22 protein-coding genes are annotated in these 24,107 nt (G+C 56.4%); 15 read left to right on the forward strand and 7 right to left on the reverse strand.

All coding sequences use genetic code 11. The features are described 5' to 3' along the window. Positions 1-58: 58 nt before the first annotated feature. The 6 genes from dapA to ypfH all read left to right on the forward strand — a co-directional run bounded on the left by dapA (position 59) and on the right by ypfH (position 6,671). On the forward strand, positions 59-937 hold the full coding sequence (gene dapA, locus ACW14G_RS01565; RefSeq protein ID WP_163446591.1) for a 4-hydroxy-tetrahydrodipicolinate synthase: 879 nt from the start codon (positions 59-61) through the stop codon (positions 935-937). A 16-nt stretch (positions 938-953) separates the two neighbouring features. Further along, complete coding sequence (gene bamC, locus ACW14G_RS01570) at positions 954-1,985, forward strand: outer membrane protein assembly factor BamC (protein WP_064543637.1); 1,032 nt, start codon at positions 954-956, stop codon at positions 1,983-1,985. A gap of 109 nt (positions 1,986-2,094) precedes the next feature. After that, positions 2,095-2,808 carry a phosphoribosylaminoimidazolesuccinocarboxamide synthase gene (gene purC / locus ACW14G_RS01575; RefSeq protein WP_455648424.1) on the forward strand — a complete coding sequence of 238 codons (714 nt, stop codon included), beginning with the start codon at positions 2,095-2,097 and terminating at the stop codon, positions 2,806-2,808. Between the two features lie 195 nt (positions 2,809-3,003). Beyond that, positions 3,004-3,879 carry a KPN_02809 family neutral zinc metallopeptidase gene (gene ypfJ, locus ACW14G_RS01580; RefSeq protein ID WP_064543639.1) on the forward strand — a complete coding sequence of 292 codons (876 nt, stop codon included), beginning with the start codon at positions 3,004-3,006 and terminating at the stop codon, positions 3,877-3,879. Positions 3,880-3,895: 16 nt separating this feature from the next. After that, the gene (locus ACW14G_RS01585) at positions 3,896-5,896 is read left to right on the forward strand and encodes a tRNA(Met) cytidine acetyltransferase TmcA (protein WP_283164040.1); all 2,001 of its coding nucleotides are present in this window, start codon (positions 3,896-3,898) and stop codon (positions 5,894-5,896) included. A gap of 76 nt (positions 5,897-5,972) precedes the next feature. After that, positions 5,973-6,671, forward strand: a complete 699-nt coding sequence (gene ypfH, locus ACW14G_RS01590; protein WP_223803099.1) for an esterase — start codon at positions 5,973-5,975, stop codon at positions 6,669-6,671. Positions 6,672-6,732: 61 nt separating this feature from the next. On the opposite strand, the gene ACW14G_RS01595 is transcribed toward ypfH, so the two are convergent. Genes ACW14G_RS01595 through ACW14G_RS01605 form a run of 3 tightly spaced genes read right to left on the reverse strand, consistent with a single transcriptional unit; the run spans position 6,733 to position 8,503 of the window. Beyond that, positions 6,733-6,933: a YpfN family protein gene (locus ACW14G_RS01595; RefSeq protein WP_163446594.1), complete on the reverse strand. Its 201-nt coding sequence runs from the start codon at positions 6,931-6,933 to the stop codon at positions 6,733-6,735. 25 nt (positions 6,934-6,958) lie between these two features. Next, positions 6,959-8,086, reverse strand: coding sequence for a succinyl-diaminopimelate desuccinylase (dapE, locus tag ACW14G_RS01600; protein WP_064543643.1), 1,128 nt, complete (start codon positions 8,084-8,086; stop codon positions 6,959-6,961). 57 nt (positions 8,087-8,143) lie between these two features. Beyond that, the gene (locus ACW14G_RS01605; RefSeq protein WP_249022922.1) at positions 8,144-8,503 is read right to left on the reverse strand and encodes an ArsC family reductase; all 360 of its coding nucleotides are present in this window, start codon (positions 8,501-8,503) and stop codon (positions 8,144-8,146) included. 358 nt (positions 8,504-8,861) lie between these two features. On the opposite strand from ACW14G_RS01605, the gene ypfM reads away from it, so the two are divergent. Continuing rightward, positions 8,862-8,921, forward strand: coding sequence for a protein YpfM (gene ypfM, locus ACW14G_RS01610; RefSeq protein ID WP_001386977.1), 60 nt, complete (start codon positions 8,862-8,864; stop codon positions 8,919-8,921). Between the two features lie 125 nt (positions 8,922-9,046). On the opposite strand, the gene acrD is transcribed toward ypfM, so the two are convergent. Beyond that, the gene (gene acrD / locus ACW14G_RS01615; RefSeq protein ID WP_163446126.1) at positions 9,047-12,160 is read right to left on the reverse strand and encodes a multidrug efflux RND transporter permease AcrD; all 3,114 of its coding nucleotides are present in this window, start codon (positions 12,158-12,160) and stop codon (positions 9,047-9,049) included. A 328-nt stretch (positions 12,161-12,488) separates the two neighbouring features. Between acrD and aegA the strand changes: the two genes are divergently transcribed. The 4 genes from aegA (at position 12,489) to maeB (ending at position 18,948) form a co-directional block, all read left to right on the forward strand. After that, positions 12,489-14,471 (forward strand): formate-dependent uric acid utilization protein AegA, encoded by a 1,983-nt coding sequence (aegA, locus tag ACW14G_RS01620; RefSeq protein ID WP_419058338.1) that lies wholly within the window; start codon positions 12,489-12,491, stop codon positions 14,469-14,471. Between the two features lie 58 nt (positions 14,472-14,529). Then, entirely contained in the window at positions 14,530-15,105 is a 576-nt protein-coding gene (gene nudK / locus ACW14G_RS01625; RefSeq protein ID WP_249022924.1) for a GDP-mannose pyrophosphatase NudK, read from the forward strand. A 105-nt stretch (positions 15,106-15,210) separates the two neighbouring features. Continuing rightward, positions 15,211-16,260 carry a DUF1176 domain-containing protein gene (locus ACW14G_RS01630; protein ID WP_249023297.1) on the forward strand — a complete coding sequence of 350 codons (1,050 nt, stop codon included), beginning with the start codon at positions 15,211-15,213 and terminating at the stop codon, positions 16,258-16,260. A gap of 408 nt (positions 16,261-16,668) precedes the next feature. Next, complete coding sequence (gene maeB, locus ACW14G_RS01635; protein WP_163446123.1) at positions 16,669-18,948, forward strand: NADP-dependent oxaloacetate-decarboxylating malate dehydrogenase; 2,280 nt, start codon at positions 16,669-16,671, stop codon at positions 18,946-18,948. Positions 18,949-19,004: 56 nt separating this feature from the next. Here the strand turns inward: maeB and hemF are convergent, their stop codons facing one another. Together hemF and amiA are read right to left on the reverse strand one after the other, a co-directional pair. Then, the gene (gene hemF / locus ACW14G_RS01640) at positions 19,005-19,913 is read right to left on the reverse strand and encodes an oxygen-dependent coproporphyrinogen oxidase (protein ID WP_249022925.1); all 909 of its coding nucleotides are present in this window, start codon (positions 19,911-19,913) and stop codon (positions 19,005-19,007) included. Further along, positions 19,913-20,782, reverse strand: coding sequence for an N-acetylmuramoyl-L-alanine amidase AmiA (gene amiA / locus ACW14G_RS01645; protein WP_064543656.1), 870 nt, complete (start codon positions 20,780-20,782; stop codon positions 19,913-19,915). The genes hemF and amiA overlap by 1 nt, the downstream gene beginning before the upstream one ends. Before the next feature lie 213 nt (positions 20,783-20,995). Between amiA and ACW14G_RS01650 the strand changes: the two genes are divergently transcribed. The 4 genes from ACW14G_RS01650 (at position 20,996) to ACW14G_RS01665 (ending at position 23,492) form a co-directional block, all read left to right on the forward strand. After that, the gene (locus tag ACW14G_RS01650; protein WP_035891508.1) at positions 20,996-21,421 is read left to right on the forward strand and encodes a GNAT family acetyltransferase; all 426 of its coding nucleotides are present in this window, start codon (positions 20,996-20,998) and stop codon (positions 21,419-21,421) included. Beyond that, positions 21,408-21,857 carry a DUF2919 domain-containing protein gene (locus ACW14G_RS01655; protein ID WP_167575276.1) on the forward strand — a complete coding sequence of 150 codons (450 nt, stop codon included), beginning with the start codon at positions 21,408-21,410 and terminating at the stop codon, positions 21,855-21,857. The genes ACW14G_RS01650 and ACW14G_RS01655 overlap by 14 nt, the downstream gene beginning before the upstream one ends. Before the next feature lie 61 nt (positions 21,858-21,918). Next, the gene (locus ACW14G_RS01660; protein WP_064543660.1) at positions 21,919-22,494 is read left to right on the forward strand and encodes an RpoE-regulated lipoprotein; all 576 of its coding nucleotides are present in this window, start codon (positions 21,919-21,921) and stop codon (positions 22,492-22,494) included. A 98-nt stretch (positions 22,495-22,592) separates the two neighbouring features. Beyond that, positions 22,593-23,492 (forward strand): Dyp-type peroxidase, encoded by a 900-nt coding sequence (locus tag ACW14G_RS01665; RefSeq protein ID WP_163446120.1) that lies wholly within the window; start codon positions 22,593-22,595, stop codon positions 23,490-23,492. Positions 23,493-23,602: 110 nt separating this feature from the next. Here the strand turns inward: ACW14G_RS01665 and ACW14G_RS01670 are convergent, their stop codons facing one another. Further along, on the reverse strand, positions 23,603-23,965 hold the full coding sequence (locus ACW14G_RS01670; protein WP_163446133.1) for an endonuclease domain-containing protein: 363 nt from the start codon (positions 23,963-23,965) through the stop codon (positions 23,603-23,605). Between the last annotated feature and the right edge of the window lie 142 nt (positions 23,966-24,107).

The raw sequence follows: 24,107 nt of genomic DNA on the forward strand, positions 1-24,107 counted from the left end.
TACAGTACCAAACGTACCATTGAGTTTCATGTCCGCACGTCAGCACAGAGGATGGCCCATGTTCACGGGAAGTATTGTAGCGCTTGTCACGCCGATGGATGAAAAAGGTAATGTCGACCGTTCAAGCCTGAAAAAACTGATTGATTACCATGTCGCCAACGGAACCTCGGCGATTGTGTCGGTAGGGACTACCGGCGAGTCAGCAACGCTTAGCCACGAAGAGCATGGCGATGTGGTCTTAACCACCCTGGAACTGGCCGATGGCCGTATTCCGGTTATCGCAGGAACGGGGGCAAATGCAACCGCAGAGGCGATTAGCCTGACCCAGCGTTTCAACGACAGCGGCGTCGTTGGCTGCCTGACCGTTACCCCATACTACAACCGTCCTACCCAGGAAGGTCTGTTCCAGCACTTTAAAGCGATTGCCGAGCATACTGACCTGCCGCAAATCCTGTATAATGTGCCGTCCCGTACCGGCTGCGATATGCTGCCGGAAACCGTAGGTCGCCTGGCGAAAATTAAAAATATTATCGCGATTAAGGAAGCCACGGGGAACTTAAGCCGTGTTCATCAGATCAAAGAGCTGGTTTCAGACGATTTCATCCTGCTCAGCGGTGATGATGCAACCGGTCTGGACTTCATGCAGCTCGGCGGTCAAGGCGTTATTTCGGTAACGGCGAACGTCGCGGCGCGTGATATGGCGGAAATGTGCAGACTGTCCGCAGCTGGAGAGTTCGCGCAGGCGCGCATCATCAACCAGCGTTTGATGCCGCTGCACAATAAATTATTTGTCGAACCCAATCCTATCCCGGTGAAATGGGCATGTAAGGAATTGGGGCTTGTGGCGACCGACACCATGCGCTTGCCGATGACACCGATTACCGACCACGGTCGTGACGTGGTGGCATCCGCACTGAAGCATGCCGGTTTGCTGTAAAGTTTAGGGAGATTTGATGGCTTACTCAGTACAGAAGTCGCGCCTGGCCAAGGTTGCGGGTGTATCGCTGGTTTTACTGCTTGCGGCCTGTAGTTCCGACTCGCGTTATAAGCGCCAGGTGAGCGGCGATGAGTCCTATCTGGACGCTACGCCGTTAAGTGAACTTCACGCCCCTGCGGGCATGATCCTGCCGATCGAAAATGGCGACTACAACATTCCTGTCGCCAATGGCAGCGGTGCCGTCGGTAAAGCGCTGGATATCCGTCCGCCGGCTCAGCCGTTGGCGCTGGTCGCTGGTGCGCGTACCCAGTTTACGGGCGACACCGCCACGCTGCTGGTGGAAAATAGCCGTAGCGGCTCTCTGTGGCCGCAGGTGGTCAGCATAATTCAGGGGAAAAACTACACCATCACCAAACGTGATGATGCTAGCCAAACGCTGACGACGGACTGGGTCGAGTGGAATCGCCTTGATGAAGACCAGCAGTATCGTGGTCGCTATCAAATCTCCGTGCAGCCTCAGGGCTACCAGCAGGCGGTGATGGTGAAGCTGGTTAACCTGGAACAGGCGGGCAAACCGGTGGCCGATCGCGCTTCTTTACAGCGCTATAGCGCTGAAATGTTGAACGTGATTTCCGCTGGTCTGGATAAGAACGCCAGCGACGCACAGGCTTCTCGCGGTTCCGCGGGCGCGACCTTTGATGTACAGAGCGCTTCTGATGATACCGGTCTGCCAATGCTGGTGGTGCGCGCACCGTTCAACCAGGTCTGGCAGCGTCTGCCGGGCGCGCTGGAAAAAGCGGGCATGAAAGTGACCGACAGCACCCGTTCTCAGGGCAGCATCGCCGTGACCTATAAGCCGCTGTCTGACAGCAGCTGGCAGGCGTTGGGCGCGAGCGATCCGGGTCTGGTCTCCGGTGACTACAAGCTTCAGGTCGGTGACCTGGATAACCGTAGTAGCCTGCAGTTCATCGATCCGAAAGGTCATACGTTGACGCAGTCGCAAAATGACGCCCTGGTAGCAGTATTCCAGGCGGCATTGAGTAAGTAATTTATCAGGGCTGGAGCAATCCGGCCCTTTTTTCTGTATAGTGACGCAAACGTGTGCGTCAGCAGAAAAGCACAAATTTTTATGGTTAATCATCACTGGAGTGACAAAGATGCAAAAGCTAGCTGAGTTGTATCGTGGTAAAGCGAAAACCGTATACAGCACCGAAAATCCGGATCTGTTGGTACTCGAATTCCGTAACGATACGTCAGCAGGGGATGGCGCTCGCATTGAGCAGTTCGATCGTAAAGGTATGGTGAATAACAAATTCAACCATTTCATTATGAGCAAACTGGCGGAAGTGGGTATCCCGACCCAAATGGAAGCGCTGTTGTCCGATACCGAATGTCTGGTGAAAAAGCTGGATATGGTGCCGGTGGAGTGCGTTGTCCGTAACCGCGCCGCCGGTTCGCTGGTGAAACGTTTAGGGATCGAAGAAGGTATTGAGCTGAACCCGCCGCTGTTCGACCTGTTCCTGAAAAACGATGCCATGCATGACCCGATGGTTAACGAATCCTACTGCGAAACCTTCGGCTGGGTGAGCAAAGAGAACCTGGCGCGCATGCAGGAACTGACCTTCAAAGCGAACGACGTGCTGAAAAAGCTGTTCGACGACGCGGGCCTGATTCTCGTGGACTTCAAGCTGGAGTTCGGTCTGTTCAAAGGCGAAGTGGTGCTGGGCGATGAGTTCTCGCCGGACGGCAGCCGTCTGTGGGACAAAAAGACCATGGATAAAATGGACAAAGACCGTTTCCGCCAGAGCCTTGGCGGCCTGATCGAAGCCTACGAAGAAGTGGCGCATCGTTTAGGCGTGAAGCTGGACTAAGTTACGACGTCCCCGGCCTCGCCTGCGCGTAGGCCGGATAAGGCGTTGACGCCGCCATCCGGCAATGTGTTCGTCGCTTGCCCGATGGCGCTGCGTTGACCCGCTCATCTCCCTTCCTGATGTATTTCCAGTGGTAATCCTGCCCGTAACCGCCTACGATCGTATCAGTAACAATAAAAGAAGATCGAGGTAGTTATGCGTTGGCAAGGCCGTCGTGAAAGCGACAATGTAGAAGACCGGCGGAACAGTTCTGAATCCCCACTCTCCGGGCGCGGCCCTGGTTTCCGTATTCCCAGCGGTAAGGGCGGTATCATTCTGCTGATTGTCGTGCTGGTTGCGGGCTATTACGGCGTCGACTTAACCGGCCTGATGACCGGCGAGCCCATTGGTCAGAGCCAGCAACAAAGCTCGCAGCGCGTCAGTAACCCGAACGATGATGAAGCGGCAAAGTTTACCTCGGTTATCCTTGCCACCACTGAAGACACCTGGGCGCAGCAGTTTAAAGAAATGGGGAAAACCTATCAGCCGCCGCGTCTGGTGATGTACCGTGGCGCGACCCGCACCGGGTGCGGTACCGGCCAGTCGGTAATGGGGCCATTCTACTGCCCGGCAGATAGCACGGTTTATATCGACCTCTCTTTCTATGACGATATGAAAAGCAAACTCGGCGCAGGCGGCGATTTCGCGCAGGGCTACGTGATTGCGCATGAAGTGGGGCACCACATCCAGAAACTGCTCGGCATCGAGCCGAAAGTCCGTCAGATGCAGCAGGGCGCATCGCAGGCTGAAGTGAACCGCCTGTCGGTCCGCATGGAGCTTCAGGCCGACTGTTTTGCAGGTGTCTGGGGTCATAACATGCAAAAACAGGGGATTCTGGAGGCTGGCGATCTTGAAGAAGCGCTGAACGCTGCCGAAGCGATTGGCGATGACCGCTTACAGCAGCAGAGCCAGGGCCGCGTGGTACCCGATAGCTTTACTCACGGCACATCACAGCAGCGCTACACCTGGCTGAAACGCGGCTTCGATAGCGGCGACCCGTCCCAGTGCAATACCTTCAGTAAATCGCTTTAACGGGATGTCGAAGGTCATGGATGAGCTGCTCGCGCAGGCCGCGCGAATGGCGCTGGAGGGGATTCGCCGTCTGCTGGTGGTTAGCGGCGACCCTGACTGGTGCGCAGAGCAGGCAGTAGCGTTTCGCAACGCTATCGAACACGACGTGCTGTGGGTGGGCCCGCAGACCGTCGCCCCTCCTTTTTGCCAGCCTGGCAAACTTGTCACGCTGCTCGGGCGCGAGTTCCAGCACGCCATCTTTGACGCTCGCGCCGGTTTTGACGTGTCGGCGTTTGCCGCGCTGGCGGGGACCTTGCGTGCCGGTAGCTGGCTGGTGCTGCTGGTGCCGGACTTCTCACGCTGGCCTCAGCAACCCGATGCGGACTCGCTGCGCTGGAGCGATACGCCGGAGCCCATCGCCACCCCCCATTTTGTTCAACATTTTTGCCGTACTCTGGCCGCCAACCCGCAGGCGAGAATCTGGCATCAAGGTGAGCCACTGACGCCGCTCAATGACCCTCCGCGACCACCATGGCAGCAGGCTAACGGCCAGCCCGACATTGAACAGCAATCGATTCTGTCAGCGCTGGCCAACGCCACCGCGCAAGTTTGTGTGGTGACGGCGGAACGCGGGCGTGGTAAGTCGGCGCTGGCCGGAATGCACATTCGACAGCTTTCCGGCACGGCGCTGGTCACGGCACCGTCCCGTGCTTCGGCGGAGGTAATTGCTGCCTTTGCCGGCGAGCGCTTTCGTTTTATCGCGCCGGATGCGCTGCTGGCCTCTGATGAAACCGCCGATTGGCTGGTGGTTGATGAGGCCGCAGCCATTCCGGCCCCGCTGCTGCAAAAGCTGATGACCCGTTTTTCGCGGGTGCTGTTGACCACCACCGTGCAGGGGTATGAAGGCACCGGACGTGGCTTCCTGCTGAAATTTTGCGCCGCGTTCCCGCAGCGGCAGGCGTTTACCCTGAGCCAGCCCATTCGCTGGGCGGCCGGATGCCCGCTGGAAGCCGTGGTGAACGAGGCGCTGATTTTTGATGATGATGCCTTTACCACTACGCCGCAGGGCGCGGTTACGTTGATGCCCGTGGCGCAGTCAGCCTGGCAAACGTCTCCAGCGCTGCCTCGCGCGCTCTATCAACTGCTTTCCGGCGCGCATTATCGCACCTCGCCGCTGGATCTGCGGCGTATGATGGACGCGCCGGGCCAGCATTTTCTGAGCGCTCAAAGCAGTGACGGTCCGGCAGGCGCGTTGTGGCTGGTCGACGAAGGCGGGCTTTCGGCGGAACTGAGCCGGGCAGTGTGGGCCGGTTTTCGCCGCCCGCGCGGCAACCTGGTGGCGCAATCGCTGGCGGCTCACGGCGGCAGCCCGCTGGCGGCGACGCTTATCGGACGACGCATCAGCCGCATTGCGATACATCCGCTACGCCAGCGCGAAGGTCTCGGCCAACGGCTGCTCGAACGGGCGTGGCAGGACGCTGAGGGGGGGGATTATCTCTCAGTGAGCTTTGGTTATACCGATGCGCTATGGCGCTTCTGGCAGCGCTGTGGCTTTACGCTGGTGCGTATTGGCACCCAGCGGGAGGCCAGCAGCGGCTGCTACGCGGCGATGGCTATTCGTCCGCTGACGGCGGCAGGGGAAGCGTTGATGTTACATGAGCACCAGCGATTGTGCCGCGAATGGCGCTGGCTACGCCGGTGGGTAGATGAAAAAGTGCCTCTGGCGGAAGTGACAGAGACTATCCTTACTGAGGATGACTGGTGGGATTTGGCCGGTTTTGCCTTTGCCCATCGCCCGATGCTGGCGGTGCTGGCGAACCTGCACCGGCTGAGCGAGTTGACTGAACTGGCGATACCCGCGCTGCGCGGGCGTTTGTGCGGCGAGGCTGAGTCTGAACTGTGTGCTCGTCTGGGCGTGCAGGGGCGTAAAGCGCTGCTGTCCCGGCTTCGTGCAGAAGCGGCGCAGGCGATGCGCAACGTTGACGCTGAACGCACAAACCGGCTGGCGGAACAGATCCCACAACTGCAATTTTTTTAACTGACTCATTCAGTTAAATGGCATGGTCATTATTCTGGTGCGGCGTAAACTGACCGTCAAAACCAAGGAGACAGCCATGACGCACGATCATTTTGTTGTTCAAAGCCCCGCGAAGCCCGCTCAACAGCTGCTGCTGTTGTTTCATGGCGTGGGCGATAATCCGGTCTCAATGGGGCAGATCGGCAGCTGGTTTGCGCCACTGTTTCCGGATGCCTTGATTGTCAGCATTGGCGGCGCAGAGCCGTGCGGCCCGGCGCCGGGTCGTCAGTGGTTCTCAGTGCAAAGCGTGACCGAAGAGAACCGCCAGGCGCGTGTTGATGCCATTATGCCGACCTTTATTGAAACGGTACGCTACTGGCAAAAACAGAGCGGCGTAGGCCCGCAGGCCACCGCGCTGATCGGCTTTTCACAAGGGGCGATTATGTCGCTGGAAAGCATCAAAGCCGAGCCAGGTCTGGCTTCACGCGTGATCGCTTTTAATGGTCGTTACGCTACGCTGCCGCAGCAGGCGACCACCAGCACCACGATCCATCTGATCCACGGTGGAGAAGACCGGGTGATCGATTTAGCCTGGGCGGTGAAAGGTCAGGAAGCGCTCCTGGCCGCGGGCGGCGATGTGACGCTGGATATTGTCGACGATCTGGGGCACGCGATTGACGATCGCAGCATGCAGTTCGCACTCGATCACCTTCGTTATACCGTGCCGAAGCACTATTTCGATGAGGCATTGAGCGGCGGAACGCCGAAAGATGACGATATTATTGAAATGCTGTAAGTCTCGCGCGTTCCCGGTTACCCGGGAACGTGTAAGCCATCAGGCAGCCTGATGTGGCGATTTATTGCTTCGGCGGGTTCTTCTTCGGCCAGTCGTCGTCATCGTCCCACTTATCATTGCAGTCACGATGCGGCGGAAGCTCAGGTTTATCGGCAAGGAATTTTTTATGATCGACGCGACTAAGATCCTTAATCACGTTGATAATCACCCCCACCAGGAAAACCAGCACCAGAATCCACCAGTATTTTGTCAGCCAATCCATGCGCATTACCTCTTTTGTTGTGCCGTCAGGCGACAAGTTGTTCCATGATACGCTGATACATCCGCGCCAGCATCTGCAGGTCTGCGGCATTTACGCATTCGTTTATCTTGTGAATGGTCGCGTTCACCGGACCCAGCTCAACAACCTGCGCGCCCATCTGGGCGATAAAGCGACCATCTGACGTCCCGCCGGTGGTCAGTAACTGCGGTTCTATTTCATTATAGTGCGCAATCGCGTTAACCACCGCGTCGACCAGCTTGCCGCGTGCGGTCAGGAACGGCTGCCCGGAGATCCACCAGTCTACCGAGTAGCGCAGTTGGTATTTTTCCAGCAGGGCGATCACACGTTCTTTGATCATCGCGTCGGTCAGCTCGGTGCTGAAGCGGAAGTTGAACTGCACGAACAGATCGCCAGGGATGACGTTGTTGCTGCCGGTACCCGCCTGGATGTTGGCAATTTGCATGCTGGTTGGCGGGAAGAATTCGTTGCCCTGGTCCCACTCGATAGATACCAGTTCGTTCATCCACGGCGCGGCGCGGTGAACCGGATTATCGGCAAGGTGCGGGTAGGCCACGTGGCCCTGCACGCCGTGAATGGTCAGGTTACAGGTCATGGACCCACGACGGCCATTTTTCACCACGTCACCCACCACTTCGGTGCTCGACGGTTCGCCCACCAGGCAGTAATCCAGGCGTTCGTTGCGCGCCATCAGCGCTTCCACCACCTTCACGGTACCGTGGGTGGCGCTGGCCTCTTCATCGGAGGTGATCAGGAACGCCAGGCGGCCTTTATGGTTCGGGTGCTGGGCGACAAAACGTTCTGCAGCAACAACCATCGCAGCCAGCGAGCCTTTCATGTCCGCCGCGCCGCGGCCAAACAGCATGCCATCACGAATGGTTGGTTCAAATGGCGGGTTAATCCAGCGATCGGCATCACCAGCCGGCACCACATCGGTGTGGCCTGCAAATGCCAGGGTTTCCCCTTTACCACGCCAGGCCCAGAAATTCTGGGTATCACCAAAATCCATGGGCTCAACGGTAAAACCGATAGCGCGCAGGCGTTCAATCATTAATGCCTGACAGCCCGCGTCATCGGGGCTGAGAGACGGGCGGCGAATAAGCTGCTGAGCCAGCTCAATGACTGGGCAAGACATAAACTAAACCTCGTTATTTTTCGTTATCTGCAAAAAGTCAAAAACGGGGCGGCGGCATTAGCGCATCTGGGCGAGCCACTGACCGTAACTGGCATCACTAAAACCCAGCAGCATAGGCTGTGCAGGCGCGCAGAGCAATGGGCGTTTAATGATCGCCGGCATTTCCAACATCAGCGCAGCGGCGGCGTCGGCATTGTTGATGCTCATCCGCACGCTTTCGTCCAGCTTACGCCAGGTGGTACCGCGGGTATTCAATAAGGCTTCCCAACCCAGCTCGGCAATAAAGGATGCCAGTAACTCGGGGGGCAGGCCGTCAACGCGATAATCATGAAAGCGATATTCAACCTGATGGTCGTCCAGCCAGCGACGGGCTTTTTTAATTGTGTCGCAATTTTTTATTCCATAGAGGATGGTCATGTTCCACCTTTATATCAGCAGGTTTTTTAGGGTCTCGAATATACACGGAATTCCCGTGGCTGCCTGTTTTAATTTTATCCTGATAAACAGGCTGAAATTCGTACAGTTTATCATGCTGTCTACGACGAAAGTCGCAGTTTGTTCACTTTGTTGTAGGGTAAATTCTTATCATATGATTCACATTCTGATAACTATTTCAGAATGTTGCTGTTCGTCACATTAAATGTCAACATTCCAGCCCATAGTGGCCTTAAGCAGTAAACAATCGTTGGCAGCGGCAATCAAAGTAATCGGATTAACCGTATTCACAGGTCATACATTTGTACGTAATATACGCATAATAATAAGAGAGGTAGTTATGATCGAACGTGAACTGGGGAACTGGAAAGATTTTATCGAAGTGATGCTTCGTAAATAATTTTCAGACAGGTGAGTGATTAAGCGCTGTGTTCTTTCAATTACCATGATGGTGTTGTTTGCAGTACAGAGTCAATGCTCAACATAAAGATAAAAAGGCGACAGTGACTGTCGCCTTTTCTGTTTTTATTCAGGCTTTTCTTTTAGCGGGAATCGACGACGTACCAGCACAAAGAATAGCGGTACGAAGAAGATAGCCAGCACCGTTGCCGAGATCATCCCGCCAACCACGCCGGTACCCACCGCATGCTGGCCGCCGGAACCCGCGCCGGTGGTTAATGCCATGGGCAGAACCCCGAAGATAAACGCCAGCGAGGTCATCAGGATGGGACGCAGGCGCTGACGGCAGGCTTCGAGAGTCGCCGACATCAGGTCTTCGCCTTTCTCATTCATTTCATTGGCAAATTCAACAATCAGAATGGCGTTCTTCGCCGAGAGCCCGATAACCGTCAGCAGCCCCACCTGGAAGTAAACGTCGTTTTCCAGCCCGCGCATCCAGGTGGCCAGCAGCGCGCCAATCACCCCCAGCGGTACCACCAGCATCACCGAGAACGGCACCGACCAGCTTTCATACAGCGCCGCCAGGCACAGGAACACCACCAGCAGTGAAATGGCGTATAGCGCAGGAGCCTGCGCGCCGGAGAGCCGTTCCTGGTAGGACATTGCTGTCCACTCCAGACCAAAACCGGTCGGCAGCTGTTTGACCAGATTCTGCATCACGTCCATTGCGGTACCGGTACTGACGCCCGGCGCGGCTTCACCGATAATTTCGACGGCTGAATAACCGTTATAGCGCTCCAGGCGCGGCGAGCCGGTTTCCCAGCGTGAGGTGGCGAAGGCCGAGAACGGCACCATCTGACCCGCGTTGTTACGCACATACCACTGATTAATGTCATCCGGCAGCATGCGGTACTTCGCGGCGGCCTGCACGTACACTTTCTTCACGCGGCCACGGTCCATAAAGTCGTTCACATAGCTCGAACCCCACGCGGTTTGCAGCGTGTCGTTGATATCGTCGATAGAGACGCCCAGCGCCTGCGCTTTACGCTGATCGATATCGATCTGCAGCTGCGGGCTGTCATCAAGGCCGTTGTGGCGCACGCGGGTGAGCTGCGGACTCTGTCCTGCCAACTCCAGCAGCTTATCGCGTGCGGCCATCAGCGCATCGTGCCCGGCGCCGCCGTGATCCTGCAGTTCCATATCAAAACCGGCAGAGCTGCCCAGGCCGCTGATGGCTGGCGGGCTGCTGGCGTAGACGCGCGCCTCTTTAATCTTGTTCAGCGCTTTGGTTGCGCGCTCGATAATGGCAAACGAGGTGCCAGTGGTGCTATCACGCTCGTCCCAGTCTTTCAGGCGTACAAACATGCGCGCAACGTTTTGCCCATTACCACCCGGGCCGGAACCGATGGTGGCAAAAATGGAGGTGATATTGTCCTTCTCGTTTTTGAAGAAATAGTCTTCAACCTGTTCCACCACTTTCAGCGTTTGCTGCTGAGTGGAGCCGCTCGGAAGCTGGACCGAGGTGGTAAACATACCGCGGTCTTCCAGCGGCAGGAACGAGGAGGGCAGGCGCAGGAACAGGAACACCATGCCGCCCAGCAGCACCACATAAATCAGCATCCAGCGTACGCTGCGGTGGAGGATTTTCGCCACGCCGGACTCATAGCGGCGAGCGCTGGCATCGAAGTTACGGTTGAACCAGCCAAAGAAGCCTTTGGTGCCGTGCACTTCGCCTTTATGAATGGGTTTGAGAATGGTGGCGCACAGCGCGGGCGTCAGAATCATCGCCACCAGTACCGACAGCACCATCGCCGAAACAATGGTAATCGAGAACTGACGATAGATAGCCCCGGTGGTGCCGCCAAAGAAGGCCATCGGGATAAATACCGCCGACAGCACCATCGCGATACCCACCAGCGCGCCCTGAATCTGGCCCATCGATTTACGCGTTGCCTGCCTTGGCGTCAGCCCCTCGGTACTCATAATACGCTCGACGTTCTCGACAACCACGATGGCGTCATCCACCAGAAGCCCGATGGCGAGCACCATGGCGAACATCGTCAGGGTGTTAATACTGTATCCGCAGGCGTAGAGAATGGCGAAGGTGCCCATCAGCACCACCGGTACGGCGATGGTGGGAATCAGCGTGGCGCGGAAGTTTTGCAGGAACAGGTACATCACCAGGAACACCAGCAGGATGGCTTCCAGCAGCGTTTTCACCACGTCTTTGATCGATGCTTTGACGAAGGAAGTGGTTTCGTAGGCGACTTTATACTCCAGGCCATGCGGGAAATAGGCTTTTAGCTCGTCCAGGCGCTGAATAACGCGCTCGGCGGTCGCCATTTCGTTGGCCCCTGAGGCGAGTTTGATGCCAAGGCCAGACGCCGGGTTGCGATTATACCGGCTGAGATAGTCATATTTTTCCGCGCCCATTTCAACGGTGGCAACGTCGCCGAGCGTCACTTCTGAGCCGTCCTGGTTAACGCGCAGGGTGATGTCGCGGAACTGCTGTGGCGTTTGCAGCAGCGATTGCGCATTAATGGTGGCGTTCAGCGCCTGCTTATCAACCGACGGCGTTCCGCCAAGCTGCCCAACGGCAATCTGCGCGTTCTGCGATTTAATGGCGCTGGTGACGTCGGAAGCGGTTAACTGATAGCTGTTGAGCTTGGCCGGATCCAGCCAGATGCGCATGGAATATTGCGAACCGTAGGCGTCAATGTCGCCGACGCCGTCAACGCGACTGAGCGGGTCCTGAATGTTACTGGCGACATAGTCGGAAATATCTTGCTTATCCATGCTGCCGTCGGTGGAGACGAAGGCGATGGTCAGAATGTTGGTATCGCCTGTTTTACGTACCGTGACGCCTTGCGTCTGCACCGCCTGTGGCAGCTTGTTCATTGCCGTTTGCAGCTGGTTTTGTACCTGCTGTACCGCTTCGTCCGGGTCGGTGCCGGCGACGAAGCTCAGCGTGATTGACGCCTGGCCGGTGGCGCTGCTTTGAGAGGACATATACATCAGGTTATCGATGCCGGTCATGTTCTGTTCGATAACCTGGGTGACGGTGTTTTCCAGCGTTTGCGCGGACGCACCCGGATAGTTGGCGGTCACGCGGACGTTCGGCGGCGCGAGGTCTGGGTACTGCTCTACCGGTAATGAAAATATCGCCAGGGTCCCGGTAAGGCACAAAAGGATTGCTAGCACCCAGGCAAAAATGGGGCGATCGATGAAGAAATTCGCCATCAGGATCCGAACCTCGTGTTGGTCATTTTTTTTACGTACTGAATTGCGTCAAACACTGTAGCCGTAAGGCTCCCGGCAATCGTGGAGAAAATAAGAAGATAATGTAAATAATCATACCGCTTTGGCGAAACGGTTTGCATATCCTTACGCAAGCCGATTTCTGCCCCCTGAAACGTAATTTCATTTAAGCTGAAATTTTTTGATCTGCCACAGCTTACTGACAAATAGTCGCCGATTCTGGGCAAATGGACATTGCCTGTACGGGGATTCCTCGGCTAATAAATAGGACTTATAAATATAAGGTTTTTTAACCATAGGCTGAGCGAGTATGAACCGTTTTATTAGGGTAGATAGCCAACAATGCATTGGATGCAGGGCGTGTGAAGTTGCCTGTGTGATGTCGCATAACGGAGAGCAACATGTGCTCGACGCGTCGCAGTTTATGCCGCGCATCACGGTCGTCAAAATGAACCATCAACGTGGGGCCGCTACCTGCCATCATTGTGAAGATGCCCCCTGTGCACGCAGCTGCCCGAACGGCGCGATTCGCCAGGTCGATGACGCCATCCAGGTCGACCAGGCGAAGTGCATCGGCTGTAAATCCTGTGCGGTTGCCTGTCCGTTTGGCACCATGCAAATTGTTCTCGCGCCGACTCAGGATGGGCGTGTAAAAGCCACGGCCCACAAATGCGATCTCTGTCACGAGCGCCCGGCAGGCCCGGCTTGTGTGGAAAACTGCCCGGCGGACGCCCTACAGCTAATGACCAGCCAGCAACTGAGCGATATTGCGCGCACCCGACGCCTGCAAACGGCCTGCCGCGAAGCGCAGCCGTGGCACAGCGAGAGTCGTGCGGCGGCTGCGAAGATTCAGCGTAGCAAGGTGCAGCAGATGGCGCAGACACCCGCTCGCGGTGAAGCGGATAAACTCAATCTTGCCGCCCGTAAAACCGGCTTCGGCGAAATTTATCTGCCGCTACGTCACGAACAGGCGCAACAGGCTTCCGCACGCTGCCTGAGCTGTGGCGAGCATAGCGTTTGCGAATGGACCTGTCCGCTGCACAACCATATTCCGCAGTGGATCGAACGGGTCAACGCCGGGGATATTGACGCGGCGGTAGAGCTGTCGCATCAGACCAACCCGCTGCCGGAAATCACGGGACGCGTCTGCCCGCAGGATCGCCTTTGCGAAGGCGCCTGTACGATTCGCGATGAGCACGGCGCGGTCACGATTGGCAATATTGAACGCTATATCTCCGACCGTGCGCTAGCCAAAGGCTGGCGTCCGGATATCGGCAATGTCGCCAGCAGCGGTAAGCGAGTGGCGATTGTCGGCGCCGGGCCTGCCGGGCTGGCATGCGCCGACATTCTGGTGCGTCAGGGCGTGGAGCCGGTCGTGTTTGACCGCCATCCGGAAATCGGCGGACTGCTGACGTTCGGCATCCCGGCATTCAAGCTGGATAAATCGCTGATGGCCCGCCGCCGTGAAATCTTTAGCGACATGGGGATTCGCTTTGAGCTGAACTGTGAAATCGGCAAAGACATCACCCTGGACAGGTTGCTGGAAGAGTACGACGCCGTGTTTGTCGGGGTGGGCACCTATCGTTCCATGAAGGCGAACCTGCCGAATGAAGATGCGCCGGGGGTGTATGACGCGCTGCCGTTCCTGATCGCGAACACGAAAAACGTGATGGGACTCGAGGCGTTGCCTGAGGAGCCGTATATCAATACCAAAGGGCTTAACGTGGTGGTGCTTGGCGGTGGCGATACGGCGATGGACTGCGTGCGTACCGCACTGCGTCACGGTGCGGAAAAGGTCACCTGTGCCTATCGTCGCGATGAAGCCAACATGCCTGGGTCGAAAAAAGAGGTCAAAAACGCGAAGGAAGAGGGGGCGGAGTTTGAGTTCAACGTTCAGCCCGTCACACTGGAGCTGGATGCTGAGGGCCGCGTGTGCGGCGTCCGTTTCCTGCGCACCGAGCTTGGTGAGCCGGATGCTCAGGGTCGCCGCCGTCCGACGCCGATTCCCGGCAGCGAGTTTGTGATGCCTGCTGATGCGGTCATCATGGCCTTTGGTTTCCATCCGCACGGAATGCCGTGGCTGAACGCGCAGGGCGTGGAGGTTGACGACTGGGGACGCATTCGCGCCAATGTGCTTTCGCGCTACCGTTATCAAACCTCGAATCCCAAAATTTTCGCTGGTGGCGATGCGGTGCGTGGCGCCGATCTGGTGGTGACCGCAATGGCCGAAGGCCGTCATGCGGCGCAGGGGATCCTCGACTGGTTAGGCGTGAAAATCACCCGCGCGCATTGACGATACCCGGGCTTCACGGCGTAATATGACGCGAAAGCGTTATCGCCGTGGAGCCTGTATGTCCCTTAATATCAACGTTATTAAAGATAAAATCCTGTCCGAAAACTACTTCGTCCTGCGCAATATTACCTACGATTTGACCCAAAAAAATGGCGAAGTGGTGCAACACAAACGCGAAGTTTACGACCGTGGCAACGGCGCGACGGTGCTGCTCTACAACCGCCAGAAGCAGAGCGTGGTGCTGGTGCGTCAGTTCCGTGTCGCCACCTGGGTGAACGGTAATGCCAACGGCATGCTGATTGAAACCTGCGCCGGGTTGCTCGACGACGACGAGCCGGAAGCGTGCATTCGCAAAGAGGCTATCGAAGAGACCGGCTATCAGGTCAACAACGTGCGTAAAGTGTTTCAGCTGTATATGTCGCCGGGCGGCGTGACCGAAATCGTCCACTTCTTTATTGCCGAATACGACGATCGTCTGCGCGATAACGCGGGCGGCGGCGTGGATGATGAAGATATTGATGTGCTGGAGCTGCCGTTCACCTGTGCAATTGAGATGATTCGCACTGGTGAAATTTGCGATGGTAAGACGGTGATTTTACTCCAGTATCTGCAAGGTTCAGGCCTGATGGCGTAATTTTGTGGCCGGCTCAATCCGATAAATCCGATTGAGCGCTACCGCTTCGTCCTCCAGGATAGCCCCGGTAAGTTGATGCTTTTTTCTTCTGGGGTTGTACCGTCCATGCGTTACCGCATTCTCCTTTTTTTCTTCTGCATCGGGTGGCTCCCGACGTCGTTGACGTGGGCGGCGCCGACGCAGCAGCTTTTTTCCGACTGGTTGGTGACCTGTAATAACCAGAATTTCTGTGTGACCCGTAACGTTGGCCTGCACTATGGTCTGGTGATGACCCTCAGCCGCAGCGCCGGGGCGCACACCGATGCCCAACTGCGTATTGAGTTGGGCGGGCTGGTTAACCCGGTGGCGGCGGTCCCGGCGATCGAACCTCGGTTGCTGCTTGATGGGAAGCAGCTAAAGCTCAGCGGCGAGCACTGGAAAATACAGCCGAAATGGCTGTCGACCGGCGATAGCGTCACCATAGACGCCTTCCTGCAACAAATTCAGGATGCTCAGGCCATTACGCTGTCGAAGGGCGTGCAGGTGATGTCGTTACAGGGGCTGAAGGCGGCGTTGCTGTTTATCGATGCCCAACAGAAACGCGTGGGTAATGAAACCGCGTGGATCCGTAAAGGCGACGAGCCGCCGCTGAGCGTGCCGCCCGCTCCGCCGCTGAAGACCGTCGCAAAAGTTAGCCCTGCGCCGACGCCGCTCGGTCGCGATGAATACAACGACCTGCTCGATTTCGCCACCTGGCGGATGAACAACGTGCAGTGTTCGCTGGATCCGCTGCGGCGTGAAGTGTGGGTGACCGCGTTAAGTGACGATAAAGCGCTGATCATGACCAGCTGTGAATCCGGGGCCTACAACACTATCTATCGTGCCTGGCTGGCGTCGCGCAAAAAGCCGTTTGCCACCACGCCGATTCGCCTGCGTTTGCCGTTCCTGCCTTCCGGTAAGGAAGGGCGTGATATTGAACTGGTGAATTTGACGTTTAACGAACATACACGTGAACTGATCACGCTTGAGAAGGGACGCGCCCTCGGCGACTGCGGTACACAGACGCGCTGGCGCTTCGATGGACAACGCTTTCGCCTGGCGCGTTACGCCACTCAACCGCAGTGTGACAACTGGCAGGGAGCGGACGCCTGGGCTACACAGTGGGTTTCCGGTTAACGTTTTCACGATTCCACTCCAGGGGCAGCCGCCCCTCCGCGTCTTTTCAATGTTGATAAAAATGTATCAACAACATGATTAATATAACGATTTTAGATGATGGCTTAACGAGGGCGGTTTCCCCAGGATGGTAGACTTGCCCCTGCATCGTCCGGATGGAGGAAGGCGATAGCCGTTTGGTTATGGCTGGCATAACAAAAAAGCATATCCGGAAATCATGATCTTACTATCGATAGTTGATAACATAAGTGACATAAATAAATAACAAAGCAAGGCGTGTTCGCAAGAGTATGGCGGCCTTCAAAGTTTACCGGGCGGTCACAGGCGATACTAGGCGCTTCCTTCGGGAGTGCATCAGGACGTAATTGCGCTTCACCCTTTTAGTTTGATACGTGAAAGGAACCCTAAATGGACGACCAATTAAGACAAAGTGCCCTCGATTTCCATGAATTCCCCGTTCCAGGCAAAATTCAGGTAGCGCCGACCAAGCCGCTCGCCACCCAACGCGATCTCGCGCTGGCCTACTCGCCGGGCGTTGCCGCGCCGTGTCTGGAGATCGAAAAAGATCCGCTGGCGGCCTACAAATATACCGCGCGCGGTAACCTGGTAGCGGTGGTGTCCAACGGTACCGCCGTACTGGGTTTAGGCAATATCGGCGCATTGGCCGGTAAACCGGTAATGGAAGGTAAGGGCGTTTTGTTCAAGAAATTCGCCGGTATCGACGTTTTCGATATCGAAGTGGATGAAACCAACCCGGACAAATTTATCGATGTCGTGGCGGCGCTGGAGCCGACCTTTGGCGGCATCAACCTCGAAGACATCAAAGCGCCGGAATGTTTCTACATTGAACAGCAGCTGCGCGAGCGCATGAACATTCCTGTGTTCCACGACGATCAGCATGGCACCGCGATTATCAGTACTGCGGCCATCCTCAACGGCCTGCGCGTGGTGGAGAAAAATATCTCTGACGTTCGCATGGTGGTCTCCGGCGCGGGCGCGGCAGCGATTGCCTGTATGAACCTGCTGGTGGCGCTGGGGATGCAGAAACACAATATTGTGGTCTGCGACTCGAAGGGCGTGATCTATGAAGGCCGCGAGCCGAATATGGCGGAAACCAAAGCCGCCTACGCGGTGAAGGATGACGGCAAACGCACGCTGGACGACGTGATTGCCGACGCCGACATCTTCCTTGGCTGCTCCGGCCCGAAAGTGCTGACCCAGGAGATGGTGAAGAAAATGGCTCGCGCGCCGATGATCCTCGCGCTGGCGAACCCGGAGCCGGAAATTCTGCCGCCGCTGGCAAAAGAAGTGCGCCCGGATGCGATTATCTGCACCGGCCGTTCCGACTACCCGAACCAGGTGAACAACGTGCTGTGCTTCCCGTTCATCTTCCGTGGCGCGCTGGACGTTGGCGCGACGGCGATTAACGAAGAGATGAAGCTGGCGGCAGTCCACGCGATCGCTGAACTGGCCCACGCCGAGCAGAGTGAAGTGGTGGCTTCCGCTTACGGTGATCAGGATCTGAGCTTTGGCCCGGACTACATTATTCCAAAACCGTTCGATCCGCGCCTGATCGTTAAGATCGCCCCGGCTGTGGCGAAAGCGGCGATGGACTCCGGCGTCGCAAAACGCCCGATTGCCGATTTTGACGCCTACATCGAGAAACTGAGCGAGTTTGTCTACAAGACCAACCTGTTTATGAAACCTATCTTCTCGCAGGCACGTAAAGAGCCGAAGCGCATCGTGCTGGCGGAAGGGGAAGACAACCGCGTGCTGCACGCCACCCAGGAGCTTATCACGCTGGGGCTGGCGAAGCCGATTCTGATTGGCCGTCCGAGCGTTATCGAGATGCGCCTGCAGAAGTTGGGCTTGCAGATTAAGCCGGGCGTCGACTTTGAAATCGTCAATAACGAATCAGACCCGCGCTTTAAAGAGTACTGGCAGGAATACTACAGCCTGATGAAGCGTCGCGGTATCACGCAGGAACAGGCGCAGCGCGAGATGCGCAGTAATACCACCGCGATTGGTTCAATCATGGTGCAGCGCGGCGAAGCGGACGGCATGATTTGCGGTACAATCGGTGATTACCATGAGCATTTCAGCGTGATCAACCCGTTATTCGGCTACCGTGACGGCGTGCATACCGCGGGCGCGATGAACGCGCTGCTGCTGCCGAGCGGTAACACCTTTATTGCCGATACCTACGTCAACAACGATCCGACACCGGAGCAGATTGCTGAAATCACCCTGATGGCGGCGGAAAGCGTGCGTCGTTTCGGCATCGAGCCGCGCGTGGCGCTGCTGTCGCACTCTAACTTTGGCTCTTCCGACTGCCCGTCGGCCAGCAAAATGCGCGATGCGCTGGAGCTGGTGAAGGCGCGCGCGCCGGAGCTGATGATTGATGGCGAAATGCACGGCGATGCCGCATTGGTTGAAAGCATCCGTAACGACCGCATGCCGGATAGCCCGCTGAAAGGTTCGGCGAATATTCTGGTGATGCCGAATATGGAAGCTGCGCGTATCAGCTATAACCTGCTGCGCGTTTCCAGTTCTGAAGGGGTGACCGTTGGGCCGGTGCTGATGGGGGTATCGAAACCGGTACATATCCTGACGCCGATCGCCTCCGTTCGCCGCATCGTCAACATGGTGGCGCTAGCGGTGGTTGAAGCCCAGACCCAACCGCTGTAAAACAAAAAAAGCCCCATTTTGGGGCTTTTTCGTGATGCCTGATAGCGCTTCGTTTATCAGGCTGACGAAAGCCAGTCTTTCACTTTGATAAATTCGCTCAGCGCCGCTTCCGGGCTGTTTTCATCCGGCTGGTAGTTATACTCCCAGCGCACCAGCGGCGGCATCGACATTAATATCGACTCTGTGCGCCCACCGGTTTGCAGGCCAAACAGCGTGCCTCTGTCCCACACCAGATTAAATTCAACGTAGCGCCCGCGACGGTAGAGCTGGAAATCACGCTCGCGTTCGCCGTAGGCGATATCTTTACGACGTTTGACGATCGGCAGATAGGCGTCGGTAAAACCTTTCCCCACCGCCTGCATAAAGCCAAAGCAGTGCGCAAAGTCTGGGGTATTCAGGTCGTCAAAGAACAGGCCGCCAATGCCGCGCTGCTCGTTACGGTGCTTAAGATAGAAGTAGTCGTCGCACCACTTTTTGTAGCGCGGGTAGACGTCGTCGCCAAACGGCTGACACAGGTCGCGTGCGACGGTGTGCCAGTGCACAGCGTCTTCGTTAAAGCCGTAGTAGGGGGTTAAATCGAAACCGCCGCCGAACCACCACACCGGCTCTGCACCGGGCTTTTCAGCAATAAAAAAGCGCACATTGGCGTGGCTGGTGGGTACATACGGATTGCGCGGATGGATAACCAGTGAGACGCCCATCGCTTCGAAGCTACGTCCTGTCAGCTCCGGACGGTGCGCCGTGGCGGAAGCGGGCATGGCGTCGCCGTGTACGTGGGAGAAATTCACGCCCGCTTGCTCAAACAGTGCACCGTCGCGCAACACTCGGCTGCGGCCACCGCCGCCGGCTTCACGCTGCCAGCTATCTTCAATAAATGCGCTGCCATCGAGCTGCTCAAGCTGCCGACAAATATCGTCCTGTAGCCCGAGCAGAAAGGCTTTGACCTGCTCTACGTTAATCTTCATCAGCGGCGCTTCGCGTGGGCTTTCTGGTTATCGAACCAGTGGAAGTAGCTGATGATGCCAGAAGCAATGGCATCGGCTATTTTCTGGCGAAACGCGGCGGTACCCAGCAGTTTTTCTTCCGCCGGGTTGGTGATAAACGAGGTTTCCACCAGCACCGACGGGATCGACGGCGACTTCAGCACCACGAACGCGGCTTGTTCAGTGCTGCGGCTGTGCAGCTTATGCACGGGCTTGATTTTCTTCAGCACGTGCGAGCCGAGCGTGAGACTGTTTTTGATGGTATCGGTTTGCACCAGATCGAACAGCACCTGCTGGAGCAGATGGTCTTTATCCTTGGCCTTTTTACCCGCCAGTTCATCGGCGGCGTTTTCACGGTCTGACAGATATTTTGCCATGGCGCTACTGGCCCCGCGGTTGGAGAGGGCAAACACCGACGCGCCCGCAGCGGACGGATTGGTAAAACCATCGGCGTGGATCGACATAAACAGGTCCGCGCCGTGCTTGTGGGCAATCTCAACCCGATCGTACAGCGGAATAAAGGTGTCGCCTGAACGGGTCAGTTTGGCGTCGATACCGTTTTTCTGCAAAATGGCGCGCACGTTTTTAGCAATCGCCAGTACGACGTGCTTTTCTTTGGAACCGTTGTGGCCAATTGCGCCGGTATCAATACCGCCGTGGCCTGGGTCCAACATGACCAGTCGGCGATTCGATGACTTTTTCGCCGGTTTGCTGTGACCATTGCTGGTTTTTAATGTTGTGTCTTTCGCGGCTGCCTGAGACGCGATTCCCGACAGCGTGAGCGCAGCCAATCCGGCTTTTAGCACCTGACGGCGCGAAGTCAGTATTTTTAAAGGTTTAAACGTGCTCATTCCGGCCTGAGTTGTAAAAACAAGAATCTGTATGTTATATCGTATCGCGATTTTGGTTACGACTGTTCGCGATGAGAATTGTTTTACTTTTCATTTCAATACGTGTCTGTACCTTATTATGCCATTTTTTTCACTGTGCCGCGTCAGATATTGGCTAAATTGGCCGTTCACGCCATAATCACTGTTTTTAAACCTGAAAAGGTGGGCAATACCATGGAGATACGCGTTTTTCGCCAGTCGGACTTTGAAGAGGTCATCACCCTGTGGGAGCGATGCGATCTGCTGAGACCATGGAACGATCCTGAGATGGACATCGAACGGAAGGTGAATCATGACGTCAGCCTGTTTCTGGTGGCGGAAGTGAACGGCGAAGTGGTTGGCACCATCATGGGCGGCTATGACGGCCATCGCGGATCGGCCTACTATCTCGGCGTGCACCCGGAGTATCGCGGGCGCGGCATTGCCAACGCGTTGCTCAACCGTCTTGAGAAAAAACTCATTGCTCGCGGCTGCCCGAAAATCCAGATTATGGTGCGCGAAGAAAACGATGTGGTGCTGGGCATGTACGAGCGCCTGGGCTATGAACACGCCGATGCCCAAAGCTTAGGAAAGCGCCTGATCGAAGATGAAGAGTACTGATTTCTCGCCCGCTGATTACGATGCGCAGGGTCGCCTGCGCTTGCCATTTCTGTTCTGGTGCCTGCTGTTGTTGCAAGCGCGGACGTGGGTGTTATTCCTGATGGCGGGCGCCTCCCGCGATCAGGGCGATGCCTTACTGAATTTGTTCTACCCCGACCACAGTCTCTTCTGGATTGGCCTGCTGCCCGGCGTACCGGCGGTGCTGGCGTTTTTGCTTAGCGGACGGCGGCATGTCTACCCGCGTTTATGGCGTCTCCTTCATCCGGCGTTAGTTGTGGCCCAGTTGATTCTCCTGTTTTGGCAGCCGTGGTTGTGGCTCAGCGGCGAAGCCGTCTCCGGCGTTGGAGTAAGCCTGCTGGTTCTCGATATTTATGCTCTGTGGTGGCTGCTGAGCAACCGACGTTTACGCGCCTGTTTTCGTGATGTCACAGATTGAACGGCACTTTTTGTGTTTACTGGACTCCAATAGGCCTGACTTGAATTTATAGGAAGTAGGAATGAAATCGCTGCGTTTACTCTTGTGTGCACTGCCGCTGGCGCTGACCGGCTGTTCAACGTTGTCTTCGGTTAACTGGTCGGCGGCCTATCCGTGGAACTGGTTTGGATCTTCTGCAGGCGTGACTGAGCAGGGCGTTGGCGGCATTACCGGCACCACGGCGCTGAGCGAGCAGGCGATTAGCGACGCACTCGGCAGCGATTACCGCCTGCGTAGCGGCATGAAGGCGCATGACGGCAACATCGTCCGCTATTTTGAAGCGCTGCGTGGCGACAAGGTGGCAATGGTCATCAACGGTGACAGCGGTACCGTCAGTCGTGTTGATGTGCTGGATGACGGCATTGTCGCCGCCGACGGGGCGAAGGTCGGCACGGCCTTCAATACGCTCTACGACAAAGCGTATGGTCACTGCCAGGCCGCAAGCGGAGACGAGAGTAACGTCGTGGAATGTAAAGCGAAAGACAGCCAGCACATTAGCTATCAGTTCTCCGGCACCTGGCAGGGGCCGCAGGGCCTCATGCCACCTGACGACGCGCTGAAAAACTGGACGCTATCGAAAATCATCTGGCGACGCTAAATTTGATGTTGAATTGACCCGCTGCGGTGAAAAGCGGGTACAATATGTGAGGTTTTTCTATGCCACGACGTCGTGGCATTTTATTTTCAGGAGGAGCGATGTCTCAGGTTCAGAGCGGCATTTTGCCGGAACATTGCCGCGCGGCGATTTGGATTGAAGCCAATGTGAAAGGGGACGTTAACGCCCTGCGTGCCGGCAGCAAAATTTTTGCCGAAAAGCTGGCGGCGTTCCAGGATAAATTCCCGGAAGCGCATTTAGGCGCGGTAGTTGCGTTTGGCCACGACACATGGCGCGAGCTGAGTGGCGGCGTGGGTGCTGAGGAACTGAAAGATTTTCCTCAGTATGGCAAGGGGCTGGCGCCTTCCACGCAGTTTGACGTACTGATCCACATCCTCTCTCTGCGTCATGACGTGAACTTCTCCGTGGCCCAGGCCGCGCTGGCCGCTTTTGGCGACTCGCTGGACGTGCAGGAAGAAGTACACGGCTTCCGTTGGGTTGAAGAACGCGACCTGAGCGGCTTTGTTGACGGCACTGAAAACCCGGCCGGTGAAGAAACCCGTCGTGAAGTGGCGGTGATCAAAGACGGCGTCGACGCGGGCGGCAGCTATGTTTTCGTGCAGCGCTGGGAGCACAACCTCAAGCAGCTTAACCGCATGAGCGTGCCGGATCAGGAAATGATGATTGGCCGTACCAAAGAAGCCAACGAAGAGATCGACGGCGACGATCGTCCGGAAACCTCGCACCTGACTCGCGTAGACCTGAAAGAAGATGGTAAAGGACTGAAGATTGTGCGTCAGAGCCTGCCGTACGGCACGGCCAGCGGTACGCACGGCCTGTACTTCTGCGCTTACTGCGCGCGTTTGCACAATATTGAACAGCAGTTGCTGAGCATGTTTGGCGATACCGACGGTAAGCGTGACGCAATGCTGCGCTTTACTAAGCCGGTGACCGGTGGGTATTACTTTGCGCCTTCGCTGGATAAGCTGGTGGCGTTGTAATTCAGAGCCGCCCCTCACCCTAACCCTCTCCCCATGGGGGAGAGGGGACCGTTTGATGCGGTTTGATGTAACGAAACTGATGGTCAGGCTCGTTTTTCACCCTCTCCCTCTCAGGGAGAGGGCCGGGGTGAGGGTAATTGCGACACCAGAGCCTCCAGAATCTGCGCCAACACAGCCTCTTCATTGTCTATCAATTCGTTATTCCAGAATCTCAGCACTCTCCATCCTTGTCGCTCAAGCCACGCTGTTCTCCGCGCATCGTACCCGCTTCTTTCATCATGCTGCCCCCCATCCAACTCGACGGCAAGATGTGCCGCACAGCAGGCAAAATCAAGAATAAACGGCCCAACCGGATGCTGGCGGCGAAACTTAAACCGCGCAAATCGGCGATCCCGCAATTGATACCATAACCGGCGTTCCTCTGGTGTCAGCCTTTGTCTGAGCTGACGAGCAAAACCAAACGTATTCTCCATATCTGGCACTTTGCCCGCATGTTTGCGCTTTGTCAGAATGCAGTTACGATTCTGGAATTGTGCTCCAGAAAGTCGCATTCGCCGCTTATTCCCTTTTCAACTTCCAAATCACTAAACGGTATATAAAACCGTTACTCCTTTA

The organism is Kluyvera sp., assembly GCF_965301105.1.

Excerpts from the sequence above, each read along its gene's own strand:
- bamC (WP_064543637.1), top strand. The coding sequence starts at position 954 with ATGGCTTACTCAGTACAGAAGTCGCGCCTGGCCAAGGTTGCGGGTGTA.
- maeB (WP_163446123.1), top strand. The coding sequence starts at position 16,669 with ATGGACGACCAATTAAGACAAAGTGCCCTCGATTTCCATGAATTCCCC.
- ACW14G_RS01595 (WP_163446594.1), bottom strand. The coding sequence starts at position 6,933 with ATGGATTGGCTGACAAAATACTGGTGGATTCTGGTGCTGGTTTTCCTG.
- ACW14G_RS01660 (WP_064543660.1), top strand. The coding sequence starts at position 21,919 with ATGAAATCGCTGCGTTTACTCTTGTGTGCACTGCCGCTGGCGCTGACC.
- aegA (WP_419058338.1), top strand. The coding sequence starts at position 12,489 with ATGAACCGTTTTATTAGGGTAGATAGCCAACAATGCATTGGATGCAGG.
- ACW14G_RS01665 (WP_163446120.1), top strand. The coding sequence starts at position 22,593 with ATGTCTCAGGTTCAGAGCGGCATTTTGCCGGAACATTGCCGCGCGGCG.
- ypfJ (WP_064543639.1), top strand. The coding sequence starts at position 3,004 with ATGCGTTGGCAAGGCCGTCGTGAAAGCGACAATGTAGAAGACCGGCGG.
- dapE (WP_064543643.1), bottom strand. The coding sequence starts at position 8,086 with ATGTCTTGCCCAGTCATTGAGCTGGCTCAGCAGCTTATTCGCCGCCCG.
- dapA (WP_163446591.1), top strand. The coding sequence starts at position 59 with ATGTTCACGGGAAGTATTGTAGCGCTTGTCACGCCGATGGATGAAAAA.
- purC (WP_455648424.1), top strand. The coding sequence starts at position 2,095 with ATGCAAAAGCTAGCTGAGTTGTATCGTGGTAAAGCGAAAACCGTATAC.
- ypfH (WP_223803099.1), top strand. The coding sequence starts at position 5,973 with ATGACGCACGATCATTTTGTTGTTCAAAGCCCCGCGAAGCCCGCTCAA.
- amiA (WP_064543656.1), bottom strand. The coding sequence starts at position 20,782 with ATGAGCACGTTTAAACCTTTAAAAATACTGACTTCGCGCCGTCAGGTG.
- ACW14G_RS01655 (WP_167575276.1), top strand. The coding sequence starts at position 21,408 with ATGAAGAGTACTGATTTCTCGCCCGCTGATTACGATGCGCAGGGTCGC.
- hemF (WP_249022925.1), bottom strand. The coding sequence starts at position 19,913 with ATGAAGATTAACGTAGAGCAGGTCAAAGCCTTTCTGCTCGGGCTACAG.
- ACW14G_RS01630 (WP_249023297.1), top strand. The coding sequence starts at position 15,211 with ATGCGTTACCGCATTCTCCTTTTTTTCTTCTGCATCGGGTGGCTCCCG.
- ACW14G_RS01650 (WP_035891508.1), top strand. The coding sequence starts at position 20,996 with ATGGAGATACGCGTTTTTCGCCAGTCGGACTTTGAAGAGGTCATCACC.
- ACW14G_RS01605 (WP_249022922.1), bottom strand. The coding sequence starts at position 8,503 with ATGACCATCCTCTATGGAATAAAAAATTGCGACACAATTAAAAAAGCC.
- nudK (WP_249022924.1), top strand. The coding sequence starts at position 14,530 with ATGTCCCTTAATATCAACGTTATTAAAGATAAAATCCTGTCCGAAAAC.
- acrD (WP_163446126.1), bottom strand. The coding sequence starts at position 12,160 with ATGGCGAATTTCTTCATCGATCGCCCCATTTTTGCCTGGGTGCTAGCA.
- ACW14G_RS01585 (WP_283164040.1), top strand. The coding sequence starts at position 3,896 with ATGGATGAGCTGCTCGCGCAGGCCGCGCGAATGGCGCTGGAGGGGATT.
- ACW14G_RS01670 (WP_163446133.1), bottom strand. The coding sequence starts at position 23,965 with ATGGAGAATACGTTTGGTTTTGCTCGTCAGCTCAGACAAAGGCTGACA.